Raw genomic sequence first — 17,614 nt, 5'->3', positions numbered from 1 at the left:
TCCGGTGCGAGGCAACGCGCTGCGGAAAGAGCTGCGCGTCATGGAATTTCAGCCCCGGAGTCCGGGGCGAACTGCACCGGATCCCGGGGCTAGTTGCCCGCGAGAAGCTGCCCTGCGTGAAGCCGGATGCGATGATGATGCCGCGTGGTGGACATCCCGCCATGATGTCCGGCGCGCGCCGCCAAGTCAAATGTCCATGCATGATGGTTGGAGGGCGCCGTCGAAAGGGAGGGTCAAATCGCCAGATGGCCGCGAGTGGATGCAATATATTCGCCCCGAGCCTGCCCCCGATCGGCATTCTCGCGCTGGCCCTGATTTGTCGACACCGCGCAAAAACGGTCACGGGAGACAAAGGCGGCAGCGCCTGATAGAGGGCTGATGTGATTTCTCCCTTTTCCTGGAGGCGAACCGAACTCGCTATCGATTTCGGAACCGCCAATCTGCGCGTGATCCGGCGCGACGATGGTATTGTCTTCGACGAACCGTCCTTGTGCTGTTTCGCCGAAGTCGACACCCGACCCAGGCTGATGGCGGCAGGCCTTGAGGCGCACTCGATGGTCGACCGGACTCCGCGAAGCCTCAAGGTCAGACAGCCGCTCCGGCGGGGCGTCATGCACGATATCGATGCTGCGCGGGATTTGCTGCGATATGCTGTGCCAAGGGCTCTTGGGCGAAAGCGCATTGGCGGTGTCAGGGCCATGATCGGTGTGCCGCTTGACGCAACCCAGGCCGAGCGCAGCGCAATGATGACGGCAGCGCGCGATGCAGGACTCGGCTCGATCCAGTTCATCGCAGAGCCGTTTGCTGCAGCGGTTGGCGCGGATCTTCCAGTCGGTAAACCGACGGCAACGATGGTAGTCGAATGCGGCGCCGGCACGACCGAGGTCGCGGTTCTTTCACTGGGCGGCATGTGTCTTGCGCGTTCGGTCCGCCTGGGTGGCGGATCGTTAGACCGGGCGATAGCCGATCATCTTCATTTCGAGCACAAGTTCCTCGTCGGTGATCTCACGGCGGAAAGGATCAAGCAGGAATATGTCCGGCTTCGCCAAACTGGACTGGAACCGGGGCTCTCGGTCGAAGCAAAAGGGCGGGATATCGCCTCCGGCGTGCCGGCGGCACTCACCGTCACCGTTGCCGAACTGGACGATGTGGTGACGAGGCATGTCCGGCCGATCGTCGATCTCATTTGCGAAACCCTGAGCCATACGCCGCCGGAGCTGAGCAACGATCTTCACACGAGTGGAATCGTGCTGACTGGCGGTAGTGCGTTGATGCCGCGTCTCCGCGAAATGATCGAGGAAGCGACCGGGCTGCCGGTCGCCGTCGCCGACCACCCCGCCCACTGCGTGGCTAACGGACTGCATCGCATGCTGCAGAACTAGGTGACGTCGACGCGTCCGGCATGCACGCGTCTGAAGGCCCCGACCGCGGGCTGATGGCGATCAGGAATCCCATCAGCAAAAGGCTCACAATGGCTGTGGAAGCCCAGCCAAACCACGGGCGTCGCGTGAGTGCAAAGACCAGGCTGTAGAGGCCGACAACACCCAGCACCAGGATTAGGCCGAGCACGTCTTCGAGATCGAGGTTCCAGCCGTCCGCCAGATCACGGGCAGCGCCCAGCATTCCTGTACTCCTCGTGTTTCGGATGATGGAAGGATCGACGTGCAAACACATGCGCTGGGCGGATGTGGCCCAGACAGTCGGGGTTGCGGCCATCGCTATTGAGGCGTGGTTTTGCTGCACCTCGTAACATCGTCGACGCTTCTCGATTGGTTGCACAGAGCATCCCGGCGGGCGCACAATATCGTCACCATCGCCAGCATGGTCCGCCGTGCGGACAAGGATGCGTCAATCCTCGGGTCACACCACAGATCGGCATAGAGCGCAGCGTGGCTTGCGAGTTCGGCGCAAAGCTTGCTTCCGCGCGCCCTCAGCCGGCGCTCGAGCATCGCCGCAGCCATGGCCGCGCGTTGAGCGGGCAGTTCGTCGCCCACGCCAGGCCAGATTGCCCGCCTCTGGGCCTCGACCGCGAAAGCTGAAGCCGGCCGGCGGAAATGATCGCTCAGGTCTGCCAGGAGAGGGCGATCCCGACGGTCCTTTCCGCCCCCGCGCAGAGCGATGGCTGTAAGTTGATCTTCGGCGAACGGCGATTGCGTCCGGCGCTCGATTTCACTCAAGCCATCGTCGCTAAGCGTACGGACCCGAACCGGTCCGTCCGGTGCCGCGAGCAGAGCCTCCGCCTCGTGCGCAGCGTCATACAAAAGGCGCCTCAACAGCGCCTGCTGTTCGGCAGGTCCGTTCACGTCGATATCCTTTCTCGTCAGAGCCGGGTGACGCAGCTCAGGCTGCGCGCGGTGGCTCTGGAGGTTCAGGAGGCCGGGGCAGGGCCGACGATCGTGGCGACCGTGCAAACGGCAGAATGCGTCCGCGATCCTCGCCACTATCAGGTCGGTTGATCGCGTCCGCAGGAACGGCGGAATTATCAGGTTTGTCGCTGGTCATGGCTCACTCCGGCACGGCCTGCTGCCGTGTCACCCGTTTGAAGAGGAACGCACCCCGGACCCGCACCGTGCGGGACCGGGGCGGCTAGCCCTCGAGCAGCCGGCCCGCGTGGTGCGCTGAACGCCTCAAGACAGCAAAGTCGCACATGACGCCCCCAGCATGCCCCGGGGCACCGGAAAGTCAAGCCGACGGGAAAGGGCCGCTTTCCTCGGATCTTGAACGGCGGAACCGCGGGTACCATATCAAACTTATCATGTTGGTTCTCCCGCCAAGGCGGTCGCACATGTTTCGCTCAGGAAGCATTGTCGCAGGCCCTTCGGCCCCGGCCTGGCGCACAGCGTAGGTTCGGGGCGGACCCTGGCCAAGAATGTCGCATGTGCCGACGGCTCGACAAGCCGTGGGTCAAGCGAGTGGAGATTCAGATGTCGAGTTCCTTTGTTATCGAAGTCGGCCGGCGCGTAGTCGGTCTGGCAGTGCGCTGCCGGCGCGGGTTCCAGTTCTTTGCCTCGGACCCCGCTTATCGTCCCCTCGAACGCCAGGTCTTCAGGCGTGCGCGTTCGCTTGCTCATGCGGTCAGGGAGTTCAAGCGGCGTGGTGGCGAAGCACCCGCGCGTTGAGGCTTTCGCGAAGTGCCGCTAGCCACGTTTCTTCACAAGATGGAAGACATTGTCAGCCGGGCGATCCGCTGAAGAGCGGCGCCAGCAACGATCGTTCGTCCGGAACAGCCGCGACGCGGATCTGTGCACCAGAAAGTGTGGCGAAGGGGCGCGCTGCCGCGGGCGAAATGCAGAAAATCTCGCCCCGCCACGCGGCCGCCTCCTGCTCCAGCCAGGTAGCGATGCGCTGGCCTGCCCTGGGGGAATGGATCAGGATCTTGTCGATCTCCCCTATACGTCCGGCCACCCATTCGAGATCGAGCGGTCCCGCTTCAACGACGTCGTAAACGACCTGATGCCGGACGTGGAATGTGCCTGGCGGCAACAGGAAACGAAGGTCCCCCGCCGGTCGGGCCGCACCAATGTGCAGAATCGTCGAACCGGCATCGAGGGCGAAGTGCAGCAAGCGGCAAAGATCCCGGACATCGCCTGCGGCGGACACCGCATGACGATATCCGCGAGCGCGTGCCAGGCGCGCACTATGATCGCCCACCGTGAACGTGGGCACGTCCGCCAGCGACGGCAGGAAACGGTGCAAGCGAATGCCCTGAAGGCTGGTGAAGACCAGGGCTTCCGGAACAGCGACAAGCCTGGGCGTATCGCGCCGCAGTACGCGCAGTGCCGGCGCGATCACCGCGTTATAGCCGGCGATCTCGAGATGTTTTGCCGTGAGCCGGTTAAACGGATCGGTGCGCGTCACCCAGACAAGGCTTCGGCCGTCAGTCCCGGGCCAGTTCATCGCGAACGCCCCGCCAATATCCATCGACGCAATGTGCGAGAAAGGTGATCGGTTGATCGGAGCCGAAGACGTCCTTCAGGACCGGCACGAGCCCGTCTCCGAAGCGGCTGAGATAGCGCTGTTGGATGGTCCCGCCTTTGGAGGGAGGGAAGGCTGCGCCGCCTAGCGAGGCGATCACAAGATCGAACAAAAGCCTGGCTGCAGCCCTGTCCTCACTTCCGGGCGCAGAACTTCCCTGTTCGGCAAGGAACCCCGCCATTGCCTCCTCGAAGGCGCCGCGGCGGCTGCCGAGGCAAGTCAGGATGTCGCTATCAATCAGCTGGTTGGACACGAAAGCATCTCCCTTGGCGGGATTGCGGTTGCTGGAGGAAAAACGGCAACCCGCATGAGCACAGGAAAAGCCGACGGACGCGGTGTCGTCGACTGTCGGTAAGCCTCGGCCCGCAGCGGGCGCACGATCAGTGGCCGCGCTGCTCCGAGGGGGGCAGGCGTGTCATGAGGCTGCTTCCATGCGCGTGAAAGCGAAGAGGGGTCGAAACCCGGTTCATGACGAGAGGATAACATGGTTGTCCCGCAAGTCCATCGCGGGAGGGGGCTGTACGGCGTAAAGGTGATCACGCGGCGTTCCCTCTCACTGGCGGCAGCGTACCATCATGCTCGCCATGCTCCGCTAGTTGGCGGCGCCGCGATCGGCGCGATGCTGCGAGGGGAATTCGCCGAGGCGCCTCAGATCGTGGGCCTCGCGATGTTCTCCACGTCTCAGGCATTCGCCGGCCCAAGGTTGATTCCTGAAACCGCGGCATTCGACGAGCTAACTCGATTAAGGTAGCTGCCGACCGACTTTTCTGCCGTTGGTTGTCCGCTCGTTAATGACTAGCCGCTGCCGTGCCCCGGTCGCCGAACCAGTCGCCTGACAGCGTTTCGACGGTCCAGTCGCGGCTTGGGCACGTCGAGGGCATGCTTCCGGAACCGAAAGCCAACGGATCTTGTTAAGACATAATAGGACAGCCGCGCTGTGGACCCCTCGGAGGAAGGAACGAAGTGGCGATTGATCTGGATGCGCCTGCCATGTTGCTGATCGGGCCAGAAGTGGCGCTCGCAAGTTGCGCGCTACGTGAAGCGTTGGCCGTCGCGATCGCGTTGGACGAGAGTGAATTGCGGCGCGCGGCAATCCTTTATTTTGGGGGAGACGAGCTGACCATGCCGGGCATTTTGGCGGTCGCCGAGGCGAGCAACATCAAACTCCATAACGGCGAACTCCCAAGGTCAGCGCGAGCCACAATCTCATCGTGATTGGCCGAATCCGACGACAGAGTCGAAGTGGACAACGCGATTTCGATTGCTTGATACCTGTATCTCGTTCAGTTTCTGAAAGATTTGATCCAGGCAACGCGGAATTGATGGTGCGGCGGCGAGGGACAGACGCCAGTCCGCTGGAACGCGGCGCAGGTAATCGAGTATCTGTCGAGCGCCTCATCCATGGCGACTTCTACATTCTTTGCCCCGATGGCGAGCTGACGCACGGAGATTTACGCAATCGCATGGCCCGGGCGATGCAGAACGCAATCGAGAGCCGGCCAGCGCATTTACGCTTGTATCCCATTATCAGCAGTCAGCTTTCATAAGCGCCAGGCGAAGCGCACCCGAGGCTGACTGCCTGATTTTCAAACTCGCACGCCCGATTTTCATATCGACGTGCTTCCGTCCGGTTGGTCGCCTGGGACGCCCGGCGGCGCTCTTCGTCGGCCCTTAACCGGAAATACGCCCGGTCAATTTCGTCGAACATGGCACGCCTCCTAAGGAACGCCGGGCATTGTTTTGCCCAGTCTGTCCAGGTCACCGAACAAGATGCGGACGCGACTGAAAACGCGACAGGCATCCCGTTCGGAACTCGACCCTTACGACATCCATATTGCAGAACCGCGGCAGTTCTGGGCTGATCGAGGTTATTCTTCGGACTATCTTAAGTAGTAGTGGTGCGATTGAGAGCGTAGGTGTCGAGCAAGCCGCTTGGTGGGCGGCAACATAGTGTCGGGCGCCGCCCACACAGTCGCCGATTGGACCAAGTCGGGCCATGGCAGCAGAGGGCCGATCGTTCGGCTGAGCGGTCGCGCCTGCGTGAGGCGCTCCGTACCCTTGCGTAGGGGCGAAATTCGACGCCAGCCGCGGCAAGATCGCAAAAATGATCTTTGACATCGCCGATGACCGTTAAGTCGATGTCGAACGGCAAGTTGCTCCGGCGATTGCCGCGCGACTGACCAACCGGAAGCCGTCCCGCTGAGGGCGCAAGGCTGATACTCGATACGGCACCAAGCTTTTGGCCGGGCGTTGAGGCCACGGGGAGAAAATTCCCTGCGCTGCGTATCACGCGCGAGCGGGCCGCCAACACCACCCGGCGGTCCGCTCATTTCCCCTGCGCATATTGAGCATCGGTCGGTTTGGCTCTTTTCGCCGCCAAGGCTGCGACGCCTGCGGCGTTATCAACGATGCGCTAAGGAGGCGATGAGCTCCGTAAATGTACTCGCTTGAACAGCCGCGGGAGTTGGTCATTGTGATGAGTTCCGGCGCAATTTTCAGGGGGGCGTATTGTCAAATGGGCAATTGGGCGATGGTCCCATCCCCTCGATCCACTCCCGGGATTCGCGCATCGCTCGGCTGGGGCAGACTCTCAAATCCTGCTACTCACCTGGGTCGTTCAATCAGGATCTCGATGCGCTTGTTTCGGTCCTCAATTGCTTTTCAGCCGGGCCTGACGTGATCAGCCGAACGATCGACGAACCCGATGCTTGAACTCTAAACTCCGAGCCCCCTCGGTCGATTGCTCCGGATTGCTCTGGCGTTCGATCACCGGCGGCAACTGCTGGCCGTCCGCGCGGGCAATGTCGCGGTACGTCTGGCCGGGGAAATGCTCGCGTTGCAGCTGGGCAATATCGCTCATGCCTCATCCTCTCGCGGCCCAAGGGGCTCCTCAGTGAGCCACCGATTTCGGTCGAGGTTTGCCCCGCAATGGCGCCGGCGCAATGAACGCTATTGATAGGTGGGCGTTGTTCGGGAAGCGAGGCGACGGATCGTGGAGACAATTCGACCGGATAGCGAGATCCACGGAGGTTCAATCGCCCTGTCAGTTTGGATCAGCTTGAGCCGTCCGAAATTGGTCGGTCCGCGGACAGGATGGCTTGATGGTGAACGTTTCGAATTCCTGATCTGTGCAGGCGTCAATCTGTGCGCGGCGTCAGTCGGCGACTTTGCGGGGCGCCAACGCATCGTTCCCGGGAATCCAGCGATCGGGCCCTGAAGGCGTTGATGGGCTGCGTGAGCAGGGGCTACGCTGGGCCAGCACTTCAGCATTCAAACGTCTTTGACGAAGCGGGCGTCGGATCCGCCTCAGACATATTCATAGCTTCCCCCGCAAAAGGGCCCCCGTCCGATAGCAGACGGGGGTCAGAGGGGAGGACATGCCGCAACCGGGGCTGGTATCGCCAGGCTCTAAAAGCGAAACTTCAGGTCGACGCCATATTCTCGTGGATTTCCGAGCGAGGCGAGCGTCGCAATGCCGCTCAGCGTGATCTTCTGACCGTAATATTTTTCATTGAAGATATTGCGTCCATAAATCCCGACAGACCACGCCTCGCCATCCGGAGACCAGCTGATCGAGCCGTTGACCAGATTGATGGCCCCGACTTTCTCGGTCGGAAGATCCGTGAAGTTTGTGAACTTCGAACTTGTATAGCTATATTGCGCCGACGTCGTGAGATTGCCCGGACCGACCGGAACTTCCCAGTTGAAGCCCAATATGCTATTCCATTTGGGGGCGTTCATCAGGCGGTTGCCGGCATAACTCACCGGTACCAGCGCACCGGTCGCCGGATCCAGCACGCGCGTGTCATAATCCGTATAATAGGCATCGAGGTAAGCAAGCGACGCCGAGAGCGTCAGGCCCTCGACGGGCAGCGCGGTGACCTCGAGTTCGAAGCCCTTGGTCTTGGCCTTGCCCGCATTCGCGATGGAGGCCGAGTTGGCGCCGCTCGGATAAGTGATGTTCTGAGTGACCTGCATGTCATTGTAGAGATTGTAGAAGGCAGCGACATTCACGCGCAGGTGACGGTCGAGGAGGTCAGCTTTTGCGCCGATCTCGAATGTGTCGAGATGTTCGGGATCAAACGGACCTATATCTTCGGCGACGGCTATGCGGCCGGTGAATCCGCCCGACTTGAAGCCACGTGCATAATAGCCATAGAGCAGAATATCGGGGTCGATCCGGTAATCCAGGCCGATCTTGTAGCCGACATTGTCCCACGATTTCTTGCCGGTGGCTTCAATGAGGCTGCCCGGGATGAGCGGATCGTCGAAGCTCGAAAGCCCTCCGGGTGTCGTCGTGAAGCTGTTCGCGGTGGTCGAGAGGGCGCTGGTCTTTTCGTGGCTGTACCGGATGCCTGCCTGTAGCCGAAGATCATCGGTCAGATCGATATAGAGCTGTCCGAACGCCGAGATCGACCAATTCTTCTGGTGCTGCTCCTGAGGTTGGCCGAGGCCTCGCAGGAAGCCGTCCAGCTGCGTAGACTGAATCAGATCATATTGCTGCTGGAAATAGAATCCGCCGACGATCAGCTGGATGGTGTCGCTCAGATCGACATGATCGCGCAGTTCCTGGGAAAACTGCCACTGGTCGGACACGCGATGCGTCTGGAGAAGCTGAAGGGTTGTTGCGTCATCATCCGAATAGAGATCGCTGTCATACTGCCGGTAGTTCGTGATCGAGACGAGCTTTCCGATGCCCGTTTCGAGATTTTGCGTGAACGTGATGCTGTAGGTATCGCGATCATTCTTGTCGGGAAGGTCACTATTATGGCCCTTCCGGAAATTGATGCCCTGGTCGGTTTCTCCCGACGTGTAAAAGAGCTCGCCGGGGCCTGCGATCGACACACCGGTCTGCGCTCCGTTGCGCGACCGGTCATATTCGCCGATCAATGTGCCGTCATAATTGCCGCTCTCATATCTGAGATAGGCCCTGATCGAGGTCATATCCCGTTCGCCGAGCCGCTTGCCGTCTGCGTAATTGCGGAAAAACCCGTCCGATTGCGTGTGCAGCAGGCTCACCTTGCCGGACAATGCGTCGGTAATCGGAAAATTGATCGCGGCGTTGAGATCGAGCCGGCCGTAATTGCCCCAGATGACCTGGCCTTCGCCGCCCAATTCACCTGTTGGCTGCTTGGTGATGATGTTGACGACGCCACCGGTCGTGTTCGCACCGAACAGCGTGCCCTGTGGTCCACGCAGGATTTCCACGCGATCGATGTCGAACAACGACAGCAGGGCGGCGGTGTTGACCCCCACGACAACGCCATCCTGGACGACGGAGACCGTCGTGCCGACATAGGGATCGGCATCATTCACACCGATTCCCCGGATCGTGAACACCGCAGAATCGGGTGAGTTGGAAAAGCTGTTGATCTGGACGTTGGGGATGGAGTTGGCGAGGCCCTGGATGTCGTTGATCTTCGCGTTCTCGATGGCCGCTCCCGTGACTGCTGTCACCGAAATCGGCACATTCTGGAGATTTTCCGCGCGCTTCTGCGCCGTCACGACGATCTCCTCGAGGCCTCCCGTTTCGGCCGGCGTCTGGCCGCTCCGAGCTGTTTCCGCCGTCGTCGCTTGCTGGTCCTGCGCAAGTGCTGGAGAAATCAATGCGAGGGTTGAAATTCCCGCGTTCAATATCCATCGCATAGCAATCATCCCTCCCTCATGTTCTTTCGATAATCGCATACATTCCAAGTCGAATTGCCCATCATGTCGATGATTGAAACTACGACTTTTATTAGTCGGATCGATTAGCTGTGATGTAACTATACTTCACGGAATAGGTGTCGCGCGAATGGATCCGGCGTCGCTAGTCGAGCCGACCAGCATTTTTCTGCAACGCCTTCCCGCGCGGTTCGCGAGGGCTTATCGACGACCCTCAAGATAGTCGTTTATCACCTCGTGGAAACGGGCCACGCGGGCTTCCTGTTTCGACAGATAAGCGCTTTCGAACGCCATCGAACGGAGGCCCTTTTGCTGCGTCACCGCCAGCGAGAGATCCTGCGCCAGGAAGTCGCCCTGCGCGATCGTCGCCTCATACTCGGCAAAGTCGCCGTCCTCGAACTCGGCCTCTTCGTAAGGTCGCATTCCATAAAGCGTCGCGACCTCGTCGGCGCCCTCGATCTTCGGCACCAGATACCAATAATCGAAGGTCGACCAGTTGGGATCGTCGCCAAGGGGTTGGGTGCGGAAGAAATGCAGTCCCTCCGGCGTGCCGGTCAGCGTGACGTTGGGAAACAGCGTATGGTGGAACTGATCGGTCAGTTCCCAATCGCTTAACTGGCTGAAATGGGCATGTCCGCGCGCCGGTCCGAGCTGCCGCCGCGCCTGCTGCAGGGCGATGCGTGCCTCCTGGGCGCGGTCCGCATACGCCTGTGGATCGATGTCCCATTCCGAAAGGACCTGTGCCCAAAGCGGTTTCATCTGCTCCGCATCCGGGTAGCGGCTGGACGGCTGAAATTTCTCGATCATCCGGTTGTGGCCGTTGGGGTATATTTCGAAGACCGTCGTCGAATAATGATCGTCGATCATCGGCATGAATTGCGGATGCACGGCAGGGATATGGTAAGCCTCGTTGAAATTGTCCGAGGCGAACTTCCAGTTCGTGTTGACGCGCAGCTGGCGCCAGACGACCCGGGTCCAGTTATCCAGATCCCGATTGCCCAGAAGGTCGGGAATCGGGCTGAGGAACTCGCGCAGCGGCTTTGCTTGCGGATCGAAGCTGAACCAGATGAAGCCACCCCACGTATCACATGGCAGTTCTTTCAGGCGTAGCCGGCCGCATGGATTGACTTCGAAATCCTCTGGATCCTGGACATCCTTCAACGCGCCGTCGATTCCCCACTTCCATCCGTGATAGGGACAGGTGAAGCGGCCCGGGACGAAACCTTCTGGCGCTTGCAGCAGGCGGTTGCCGCGATGCATGCAGACGTTGAAGAAGGCGCGGATCGTGCCGTCGTCCTGCTTTACGAGGATGACGGACTCGGTCTTGAACTCGTGGGTGACGAAGTCACCGGGTTCCTCGAGCTGAGACGTGCGTCCGCCGACATGCCAGACGCGCTTCCAAATATGGTCCCATTCGCGCTCGGCAAAGTCCTTGCTCCAATAGCGATCGCCGGTGATCGCGTCGCCGCGCGGGCTCGGTTGTGCGGCGTCCGGCGAGGTGGGATAGGGGCTACGCTCGGTGGGGGATTTCGCAATGGTGGCCATGCCGTTACAGCTCCTTCCCACTCAATGTTCGCCGTGGATTTCGTCAAGCGACGCCGGTAGCGGCAGCATTGGCGTGATGGTGTAGTGCCGGCAGCGCCAGCCGCCTTGCCGGCGCACGCATTCGAAGCCGTAGCACACATGGACTTCGACGCTGTTTCCGTCGCGCGAGCGACCCAGCCCGATCACATAGGCCGTCATCGCCGCCTGATCTCCGTCATAGGAGACCGGTCGGAAATTGGTGATGTAGTGCGCGTGGTGGCTCATGTCGGCGAAGACCGCGTCGAAGAACTTCTTGATCTCCCCTCTGTCGTTCATCAGGGGCAGACCGATCGCCGAGAAATCGGCGACAGCATCCTCGGTAAACACATCGAGAAGGTCATCGATGCGGGTCAGCGCATCAACGGCGTAGCAGTAATCGGTCATGAGATCTTGAAGGGCGAGGCGAACCTCGAAGGGCATTTCTGTCATGCATCTGCTCCTGTCGCCGCATTCCGCTTCGGGAAGTACGGGTTGCTCGCGGCCAAGATTTTTCGCGCCGGGACGAGGTGCGAGCCAGGTCTTTGCGCGGCTGGTTTTCACGGTCCCGGCGCGACTGGCCGGACGATGTGCGTCGGTACGGCAATGCAGGAGCTGAGGCCGATCAATCCCTTCGTTGCGCCGCGTCCGATTCTTCATTGATTGGTTGACCAACCAAATTTGCTAAACGGTTCCTGATCTGTCAATCGATCCGCGCAGGAACTACGACTTTGCATAGGTGGAGTGCGGACAATGGGATCAGGTTTGGGAGGCGATCCGCCGGTGCGCAGGCGCGCAGAGGGGACACGTCAGCGCATCCTCGACAGTGCGGAAGCCTTATTCTCGCAGAACGGTTATCATGCGGTGTCACTTGCCGACATTGCCGCAGCGGCACCGGTGCGCGTGGCACTCCTCCACTATCATTTTGGAACCAAGGAAGAGCTTTTCGCGGCGGTGATCGACAGGCGCGCCGCAGAGAATGTGACCGGACTCGAAGCGGCGCTCGACACGGCGTTGGTGACGCAAGGCTCCCCTGCCGAACGTCGTGCCGCGATCATCCAGGCATTCGTTGCCCCGGTCGTTGAAAAGTCGATGCGGGGCGGGGAGGGGTGGAAGAATTATATTCGCCTGCTCGCCCGCCTGGCCAACCTGCCGCAGGAGGAAAGCTTCCTCTCGCCTTACAGAAACAGCTTCGATGACATCGTGGACGCCTATGTCCGCGCCCTTCGCGCGCTCCACCCGGATATGGTGCCGGAAGACGTCAACTGGGCGTTCTATTTTCTTCAGGCGGCGACAACCCACGTCCTTGTGGAAAGTGGTGTCCTCGATCGTCAGACGGGCGGCGCGCTCAGATCAAGCGATCTGGACCGTGTGACCGAAAAGCTCGTCGCCTTTTGCACTGCGGGCTTCGAAGCGTTCATTCCCCATCCGCGCCCACGATCCTGAACATTGGCAGCCAATTGGCGCGTCGGTAGCCGAATTGCGGATTGCGGATTGCGGATTGCGGATTGCGGATTGCGAATTGCGAATTGCGAATTGCGAATTGCGAATTGCGATGCAGAGGCGAACTGACGCCAACGCAGTTGCTTCAAGTCACTGCCGGAAGCGCCGACATAGATGGTGTATCGCGGCGGCTGTGCGTCGAGACGCGGCACATGAAGGCGCTGCTTCAGGCTCAGCAGATCAACGAATCTGATCGCAATGATGTCCGCGGCATTGCCCAGATGATGCGGGTGGGTCTGTTCAAGCCGGTTCATATAAAAACACTGGCTGCTCAGGAAGAACGGATGCTTCTGACAAGCCGCCGGCTCATCCAGCGCAAGCTCATTGATATCGAGAGCGACATGCGCGGCACGCTGCGCAACTTCGGCTTGCGGATCGGTGCCGTCAGCCCATCTGGCTACGAAGCGCGGGTGCGCCACTTGGTGGAAGGCTTCCCGGAACTTGCCGCAATCGTCGAGCCATTGCTCCGGGTTCGACGCGCGAAGCGCGAGCAATTTGCCGCGCTTCACAAAATGCTGCTCGACAGGGTCCGGCATGATCCGGTGTGCCGGCGTTTCATGACCATTCCCGGCGTCGGTCCCGTCGCGGCATTGGCCTATCGGGCATCCGTGGATCAACCGCATAGGTTTTTTGCACTCGCGCGACGTCGGCGCGCATGCAGGTCTGACGCCCAGACGCCATCAGTCGGGCGAGATTGATATGACGGCAGGATCACAAATGCGGTGACCCGGCGCTGCGAGCCGTGCTCTACGAAGCGGCGCTGCCGATGCTCACGCACAGTCAGCAGTGGTCATGGTTGAAAGCATGGGCCATGCGCGTTGTTATGCGTCGGGGCATGCACCGTGGAACCGTCGCACTCGCCAGAAGGCTGGCTGTCATCCTGCACCGTATGTGGGTCGACGGCTCTGACTTCCGCTGGAGCAACGGCACCGCCGAGACAGCGATCACCTAAGACCAAAGCCGATCACAGGGAGATTGACGGTTCTGCTTCGGCAGAAAGGTGTCCCCACAGGGACGACGGGTGAGGTGAGTTCGTAATGGCGGCGACCCTGCTGCCTCGGCGGTAAGGACGAGACATAGATTGAACCACTTCATTCTTCTAACCCCATCATGAGGCGGCTGCCGGCCGACCTCGAAGAGAAGCGAGAGCCCCGTGCGGTGACATCAACCAGGCAGAACGAAAGCGAGGATGGCGTCTATGGCCAAACAGATCATCACTTAACGACGGCCGCGATAGAGAAGCCGCCATTCGCTGTGCCTTTGGCGACGCCTGAAAGCTGCCGGTCATTCAGATAAAGAACGATTACCGGTTTCGGGAAGCGTCCAGAGGTGCAAGAACGTCAGCGTTGTCGGGGTGGGTTCAATCGGTCATTGCAACACCTTCTTGAGCCTATCGGCCGGGGTCTCGAAGTCCAATGTTTTTCGAGGGCGCTGATTGAGGCGCAAGGCAATAGCGTTGAGTTCAGTCTGAGAGAAGCGCGATAGGTTGGTGGCTGGCGGGAAATATTGCCGAAGCAGGCCGTTGGTGTATCAGGTTTTACCGCCACACCCGCGTAGCAAACTGCTATTTCCTCTTGCGGAATTCGGAGGGGCGCTGACCGGTCCAGTCGATAAAGGCGCGGCGGAACGTGCGCGCGTCGTGAAAGCCGGTTCGCCGCGCAATCGCCGGAACATTCAATATGGTCAGGCCAAGGAGATGCTTCGCCATTTTCTGCTGCCATGCGGATCGTAGAGCGAGGAACGAAGTTCCTTCGTCCTTCAGGCGACGATGAAATGTCGACGGACTGATCTGCAGGTGCTCGGCGGTCGCGATGCGATCGGGGATCGAGGTTTCCGCCAACTCACATTCAAGAAACAAGGCATTGACACGGCTTGATATCGGCGCACGCTTGCGCACGGAGAATAGCGGATCGTGGGCGACAAGCTCCATGAACTCTGCCGCGACAAACGGACGGCCAGAGACGCCTTCATCGAGCGCGCCGGGAGCGAACTGAAGATATGTTCGTCTCTCGCTGAGTGAAACGGGGATATCCATGGCCAGGAGGCACGGATCGATGATCGTGTTCTCTTCTTGGGTGAGGCCAATTTTGACGATCTTAGGTTTTGTCCCGCCAAGCCAGGTCAACACGTTCACGAGGAAGACCATGCCTGCGGCTGTGAGGCTGCGGGGGGGATCCTGCAATGTCGATGACAAATCGACGACCAGCTGGCCGCCATCGTCGCCATCGACAAGAGTGATGCCGATACCGTTCTGGGCGATTGCCGCATTGAATTGGGCGATCCGCTCCACCGCCTCGCGCAAGGTTGTGGAAGGCGCGAGAGCGGTGACGAGCATGGCGATCACGTCCCTGCGGGCGGAGAATTTGACAGGGGCTTCCCTCCCGATCGCTTCTGCAAGCAGGATCGCGGCAGCGCCGTAAATGCGGGCGAAGTCGCTACGCGGCAGCGCGAGAACCGCCTCGCCCGATACGATCCCTGCTAGAGGTAGGTCGTTTTCGGCTGCGGCCAATATACTGAAACGACCTTCACCACGCATCGCCAGATCGCGTAGCAGCGGCTGCAACATGCGGCCTGGAATTACATCCTCAGCGGCGCGGACGTTCATATTGTTCGATTGGGTGGTTACCATGGCCTGACAAATTATGTCCCCCTTCTGGCAAGATTCAAGCGCTAGCCGCGCTGTCGCGCGATGTTCATTCGTCAGCCACGGAACAACGAGCATCGATCTGGGCGGCAATGCCGCCGCGACGGGGACGAGAATGAAGCCTGAACCTTTTATGATTCACGCCGAGCAAGCGGTGCTCGATGATCTTGGGAGACGTCTGCAGGCAACCCGCTGGGCAGACGACATCGCCAATGACGATTGGTCTTCCGGAACAAGCGCATCCTATCTGCGTGAGCTGACCGACTATTGGCTCAATCACTTCGATTGGCGGACGCAGGAAAGAGCCATCAACGCTTTTCCTCATTTCCGTGTCCTTCTTGATGGCATTCCGATCCATTTCATCCACCAGAAGGGAGTGGGGGATCATGCGATGCCGCTGATCCTGACCCACGGCTGGCCCTGGACGTTTTGGGATTTCGCGAAGGTGATCGGTCCGCTGACGGATCCGGCGGCGCATGGCGGCGATCCGGCAGACGCCTTTGACGTCGTTGTGCCATCCTTGCCGGGGTTCGGCTATTCAAGTCCCCTCCGGCAATCCGGCGTGGATGCCCGCGTAACGGCCGATCTGTGGCGCAAGCTGATGGTCGAGATATTGGGCTATCCCCGCTTCGCGGCGCATGGCGGCGATTGGGGCGCGTTCGTCACTGCACAGCTCGGGCATAAATATCCGAAAGACGTGCTGGGCATCCACATGATCGGCGGGGCACCGCTCGATTGCTTCGGGAAGCCGCTGCCCGACGCCTCGGCCTATGCGGCGGATGAAGCTGGCTGGCACGCCAGGACCCAGGCTTTCTTTGCAACGGAAAGTGGCTATTCGGCGGAACAGAGCACCAAACCGCAAAGCCTTGCTTATGGCCTGCAGGATTCGCCCGTCGGTCTTGCGGCATGGCTGGTCGAAAAGCGCCGTGGCTGGAGTGATTGCGGCGGCGATGTTGCGCAACGTTTCACCAAGGACGAGTTGCTCACGTCGATCATGATTTACTGGCTTACCGGCACGATCGGTACGTCGGCGCGATACTATTACGAAAATCGCAAAGCTGGCTGGCAGCCGTCGCATGATGGTGCCCGCATGGTCGATGTACCGACGGGCTGCCTCAAACTGGAGGCAGACGTGTGTCATTGGCCGCGCAGCCTGATGGAAGCCAATTTCGATCTGCAGCGCTGGACCCGTTCAGCCGAAGGCGGCCATTTCGCGCCCGCGGAGGTGCCCGATCTGGTCGTTTCCGAGATACAGGACTTCTTCCGACCCTTGCGCCGCAACCAGCAGGAAGATCAGCGATGAAAGTGCGTCGGCCCACGCTCGATTTTGCGAAATCCCTGCCGCTCTGGATGAAGGATCGCGAATTCTGTCACATCCTGAACGCGTCGTCGGTCGTAATCATGCAGCTCGAGCCCTATCTGAACAAGGTCATGCTGCGCGCGCGGACAACGTTGCCGTCCGACGATCCGCTCCAGCCCGATCTCAAAACGTTCGTCCAGCAGGAAACCGCCCATTGCCAGCTGCATGCACGCTATAACCGCGCGCTGTACGAGGCGGGCTATGATCGCCTGAAATCGTTTGAGGCAGCCATCGGGGCCGATTATGAGCGCTACCTCGACACAAAATCGATGAAATTCAACCTCGGCTACTGTCAGGGTTTCGAATGCCTGGGCCCGCTATATGCAGAGCTGATCTTCGAAGGCCTCGACGATCTCTATGAAGGGGGTGACGAGCAGGTCATCCACCTCTGGAAATGGCACCTGGCCGAGGAATATGAGCACCGCATGGTCGCCCACGACACATATTACCGTTTTGGGGGTAACTGGCTGCACCGGTTGTACAGCACCTACACCACGCTCCGGCATCTCAAGAAATATAGCGGCATGATTGCGGCGCACATGCTTAAGACCGATCGAGCGAGCATGTCGTCCGTAGAGGTGCGACAATCGAGGCGGGCAGCCAAGCGCGCGCGGCGGCGCCTGGCCTGGTTCCTCCTACCCCGCTTCTTGCCGCTCCTTTCGCCCTTCTACACGCCCGCGCGCCACCGACCGCCTAATGGAGTGCACAACTACCTTGGTGCGGCGTCGCAAATATGAAGAGATGACGTCGGATCGCCACCCGCGAGGTTCGCGGCTATTCCAGCGTTCGGCTGACATACGTGATAGGGCAGCATCTTTCACGGACGTCGTTCCGACTTCCGCGACGCGTCCGAAAGCTGCGGTTCCTACGAGCAGCGCGGGATCACGTCGGATAAGCTTTCGTAAGCG

At 60.3% G+C, this 17,614-nt stretch carries 16 protein-coding genes and 2 pseudogenes; 7 read left to right on the top strand and 11 right to left on the bottom strand.

The features are described 5' to 3' along the window. Nucleotides 1-233: 233 nt before the first annotated feature. On the bottom strand, nucleotides 234-551 hold the full coding sequence (locus tag ACFB49_RS15505; RefSeq protein ID WP_380880141.1) for a hypothetical protein: 318 nt from the start codon (nucleotides 549-551) through the stop codon (nucleotides 234-236). Between ACFB49_RS15505 and ACFB49_RS15500 the strand changes: the two genes are divergently transcribed. After that, nucleotides 447-1,382 carry a rod shape-determining protein gene (locus ACFB49_RS15500; RefSeq protein ID WP_380879988.1) on the top strand — a complete coding sequence of 312 codons (936 nt, stop codon included), beginning with the start codon at nucleotides 447-449 and terminating at the stop codon, nucleotides 1,380-1,382. The two genes, ACFB49_RS15505 and ACFB49_RS15500, sit on opposite strands and share 105 nt — an antisense overlap. On the opposite strand, the gene ACFB49_RS15495 is transcribed toward ACFB49_RS15500, so the two are convergent. Further along, nucleotides 1,351-1,623, bottom strand: coding sequence for a hypothetical protein (locus ACFB49_RS15495; protein ID WP_380872145.1), 273 nt, complete (start codon nucleotides 1,621-1,623; stop codon nucleotides 1,351-1,353). The two genes, ACFB49_RS15500 and ACFB49_RS15495, sit on opposite strands and share 32 nt — an antisense overlap. A 431-nt stretch (nucleotides 1,624-2,054) precedes the next feature. Between ACFB49_RS15495 and ACFB49_RS15490 the strand changes: the two genes are divergently transcribed. Further along, entirely contained in the window at nucleotides 2,055-2,456 is a 402-nt protein-coding gene (locus tag ACFB49_RS15490) for a hypothetical protein (protein WP_380872144.1), read from the top strand. Between the two features lie 715 nt (nucleotides 2,457-3,171). On the opposite strand, the gene ACFB49_RS15485 is transcribed toward ACFB49_RS15490, so the two are convergent. Beyond that, the gene (locus ACFB49_RS15485) at nucleotides 3,172-3,858 is read right to left on the bottom strand and encodes a uroporphyrinogen-III synthase (RefSeq protein ID WP_380872143.1); all 687 of its coding nucleotides are present in this window, start codon (nucleotides 3,856-3,858) and stop codon (nucleotides 3,172-3,174) included. 19 nt (nucleotides 3,859-3,877) lie between these two features. Further along, nucleotides 3,878-4,228, bottom strand: a complete 351-nt coding sequence (locus tag ACFB49_RS15480; RefSeq protein WP_380872142.1) for a hypothetical protein — start codon at nucleotides 4,226-4,228, stop codon at nucleotides 3,878-3,880. 710 nt (nucleotides 4,229-4,938) lie between these two features. Between ACFB49_RS15480 and ACFB49_RS15475 the strand changes: the two genes are divergently transcribed. Next, nucleotides 4,939-5,190 carry a hypothetical protein gene (locus ACFB49_RS15475; protein ID WP_380872141.1) on the top strand — a complete coding sequence of 84 codons (252 nt, stop codon included), beginning with the start codon at nucleotides 4,939-4,941 and terminating at the stop codon, nucleotides 5,188-5,190. 319 nt (nucleotides 5,191-5,509) lie between these two features. Here the strand turns inward: ACFB49_RS15475 and ACFB49_RS15470 are convergent, their stop codons facing one another. The 5 genes from ACFB49_RS15470 to ACFB49_RS15450 all read right to left on the bottom strand — a co-directional run bounded on the left by ACFB49_RS15470 (nucleotide 5,510) and on the right by ACFB49_RS15450 (nucleotide 11,859). Further along, nucleotides 5,510-5,683, bottom strand: a complete 174-nt coding sequence (locus ACFB49_RS15470) for a hypothetical protein (RefSeq protein ID WP_380872139.1) — start codon at nucleotides 5,681-5,683, stop codon at nucleotides 5,510-5,512. A gap of 972 nt (nucleotides 5,684-6,655) precedes the next feature. Then, the gene (locus ACFB49_RS15465; RefSeq protein ID WP_380872138.1) at nucleotides 6,656-6,835 is read right to left on the bottom strand and encodes a hypothetical protein; all 180 of its coding nucleotides are present in this window, start codon (nucleotides 6,833-6,835) and stop codon (nucleotides 6,656-6,658) included. Nucleotides 6,836-7,383: 548 nt separating this feature from the next. Further along, entirely contained in the window at nucleotides 7,384-9,480 is a 2,097-nt protein-coding gene (locus ACFB49_RS15460) for a TonB-dependent receptor (RefSeq protein ID WP_380872137.1), read from the bottom strand. A 360-nt stretch (nucleotides 9,481-9,840) separates the two neighbouring features. Beyond that, nucleotides 9,841-11,184, bottom strand: a complete 1,344-nt coding sequence (locus ACFB49_RS15455) for an SRPBCC family protein (RefSeq protein WP_380872136.1) — start codon at nucleotides 11,182-11,184, stop codon at nucleotides 9,841-9,843. 21 nt (nucleotides 11,185-11,205) lie between these two features. Continuing rightward, complete coding sequence (locus ACFB49_RS15450) at nucleotides 11,206-11,859, bottom strand: nuclear transport factor 2 family protein (RefSeq protein WP_380872135.1); 654 nt, start codon at nucleotides 11,857-11,859, stop codon at nucleotides 11,206-11,208. Between the two features lie 123 nt (nucleotides 11,860-11,982). Here ACFB49_RS15450 and ACFB49_RS15445 point away from each other — a divergent pair, with 123 nt between their 5' ends. Then, nucleotides 11,983-12,645, top strand: a complete 663-nt coding sequence (locus tag ACFB49_RS15445; protein WP_380872134.1) for a TetR/AcrR family transcriptional regulator — start codon at nucleotides 11,983-11,985, stop codon at nucleotides 12,643-12,645. Between the two features lie 188 nt (nucleotides 12,646-12,833). After that, nucleotides 12,834-13,654, top strand: a pseudogene (locus ACFB49_RS15440) (IS110 family transposase); the annotation flags it as partial. Nucleotides 13,655-14,070: 416 nt separating this feature from the next. Here the strand turns inward: ACFB49_RS15440 and ACFB49_RS15435 are convergent. Then, nucleotides 14,071-14,229, bottom strand: a pseudogene (locus ACFB49_RS15435) (IS30 family transposase); the annotation flags it as partial. Nucleotides 14,230-14,266: 37 nt separating this feature from the next. Further along, nucleotides 14,267-15,331, bottom strand: coding sequence for a helix-turn-helix domain-containing protein (locus ACFB49_RS15430; protein WP_380872133.1), 1,065 nt, complete (start codon nucleotides 15,329-15,331; stop codon nucleotides 14,267-14,269). A gap of 130 nt (nucleotides 15,332-15,461) precedes the next feature. Here ACFB49_RS15430 and ACFB49_RS15425 point away from each other — a divergent pair, with 130 nt between their 5' ends. Together ACFB49_RS15425 and ACFB49_RS15420 are read left to right on the top strand one after the other, a co-directional pair. Further along, nucleotides 15,462-16,649, top strand: a complete 1,188-nt coding sequence (locus ACFB49_RS15425; RefSeq protein WP_380872132.1) for an epoxide hydrolase family protein — start codon at nucleotides 15,462-15,464, stop codon at nucleotides 16,647-16,649. Then, nucleotides 16,646-17,443 (top strand): metal-dependent hydrolase, encoded by a 798-nt coding sequence (locus tag ACFB49_RS15420; RefSeq protein ID WP_380872131.1) that lies wholly within the window; start codon nucleotides 16,646-16,648, stop codon nucleotides 17,441-17,443. Before ACFB49_RS15425 ends, ACFB49_RS15420 begins: the two co-directional genes overlap by 4 nt. Nucleotides 17,444-17,614: the final 171 nt, after the last annotated feature.

This window comes from Sphingomonas sp. DBB INV C78, from assembly GCF_042693015.1.
Classification (GTDB): domain Bacteria; phylum Pseudomonadota; class Alphaproteobacteria; order Sphingomonadales; family Sphingomonadaceae; genus Sphingomonas_E.
Note: the sequence above shows the minus strand (reverse complement) of the source record. Positions and strands in the feature narration are given on the sequence as shown.

Bases quoted from the DNA above. Each gene is read 5' to 3' on its own strand.
- ACFB49_RS15470 (WP_380872139.1), bottom strand. From the start codon at position 5,683: ATGTTCGACGAAATTGACCGGGCGTATTTCCGGTTAAGGGCCGACGAA.
- ACFB49_RS15420 (WP_380872131.1), top strand. From the start codon at position 16,646: ATGAAAGTGCGTCGGCCCACGCTCGATTTTGCGAAATCCCTGCCGCTC.
- ACFB49_RS15495 (WP_380872145.1), bottom strand. From the start codon at position 1,623: ATGCTGGGCGCTGCCCGTGATCTGGCGGACGGCTGGAACCTCGATCTC.
- ACFB49_RS15490 (WP_380872144.1), top strand. From the start codon at position 2,055: ATGATCGCTCAGGTCTGCCAGGAGAGGGCGATCCCGACGGTCCTTTCC.
- ACFB49_RS15430 (WP_380872133.1), bottom strand. From the start codon at position 15,331: ATGGTAACCACCCAATCGAACAATATGAACGTCCGCGCCGCTGAGGAT.
- ACFB49_RS15450 (WP_380872135.1), bottom strand. From the start codon at position 11,859: ATGAAGAATCGGACGCGGCGCAACGAAGGGATTGATCGGCCTCAGCTC.
- ACFB49_RS15465 (WP_380872138.1), bottom strand. From the start codon at position 6,835: ATGAGCGATATTGCCCAGCTGCAACGCGAGCATTTCCCCGGCCAGACG.
- ACFB49_RS15425 (WP_380872132.1), top strand. From the start codon at position 15,462: ATGAAGCCTGAACCTTTTATGATTCACGCCGAGCAAGCGGTGCTCGAT.
- ACFB49_RS15455 (WP_380872136.1), bottom strand. From the start codon at position 11,184: ATGGCCACCATTGCGAAATCCCCCACCGAGCGTAGCCCCTATCCCACC.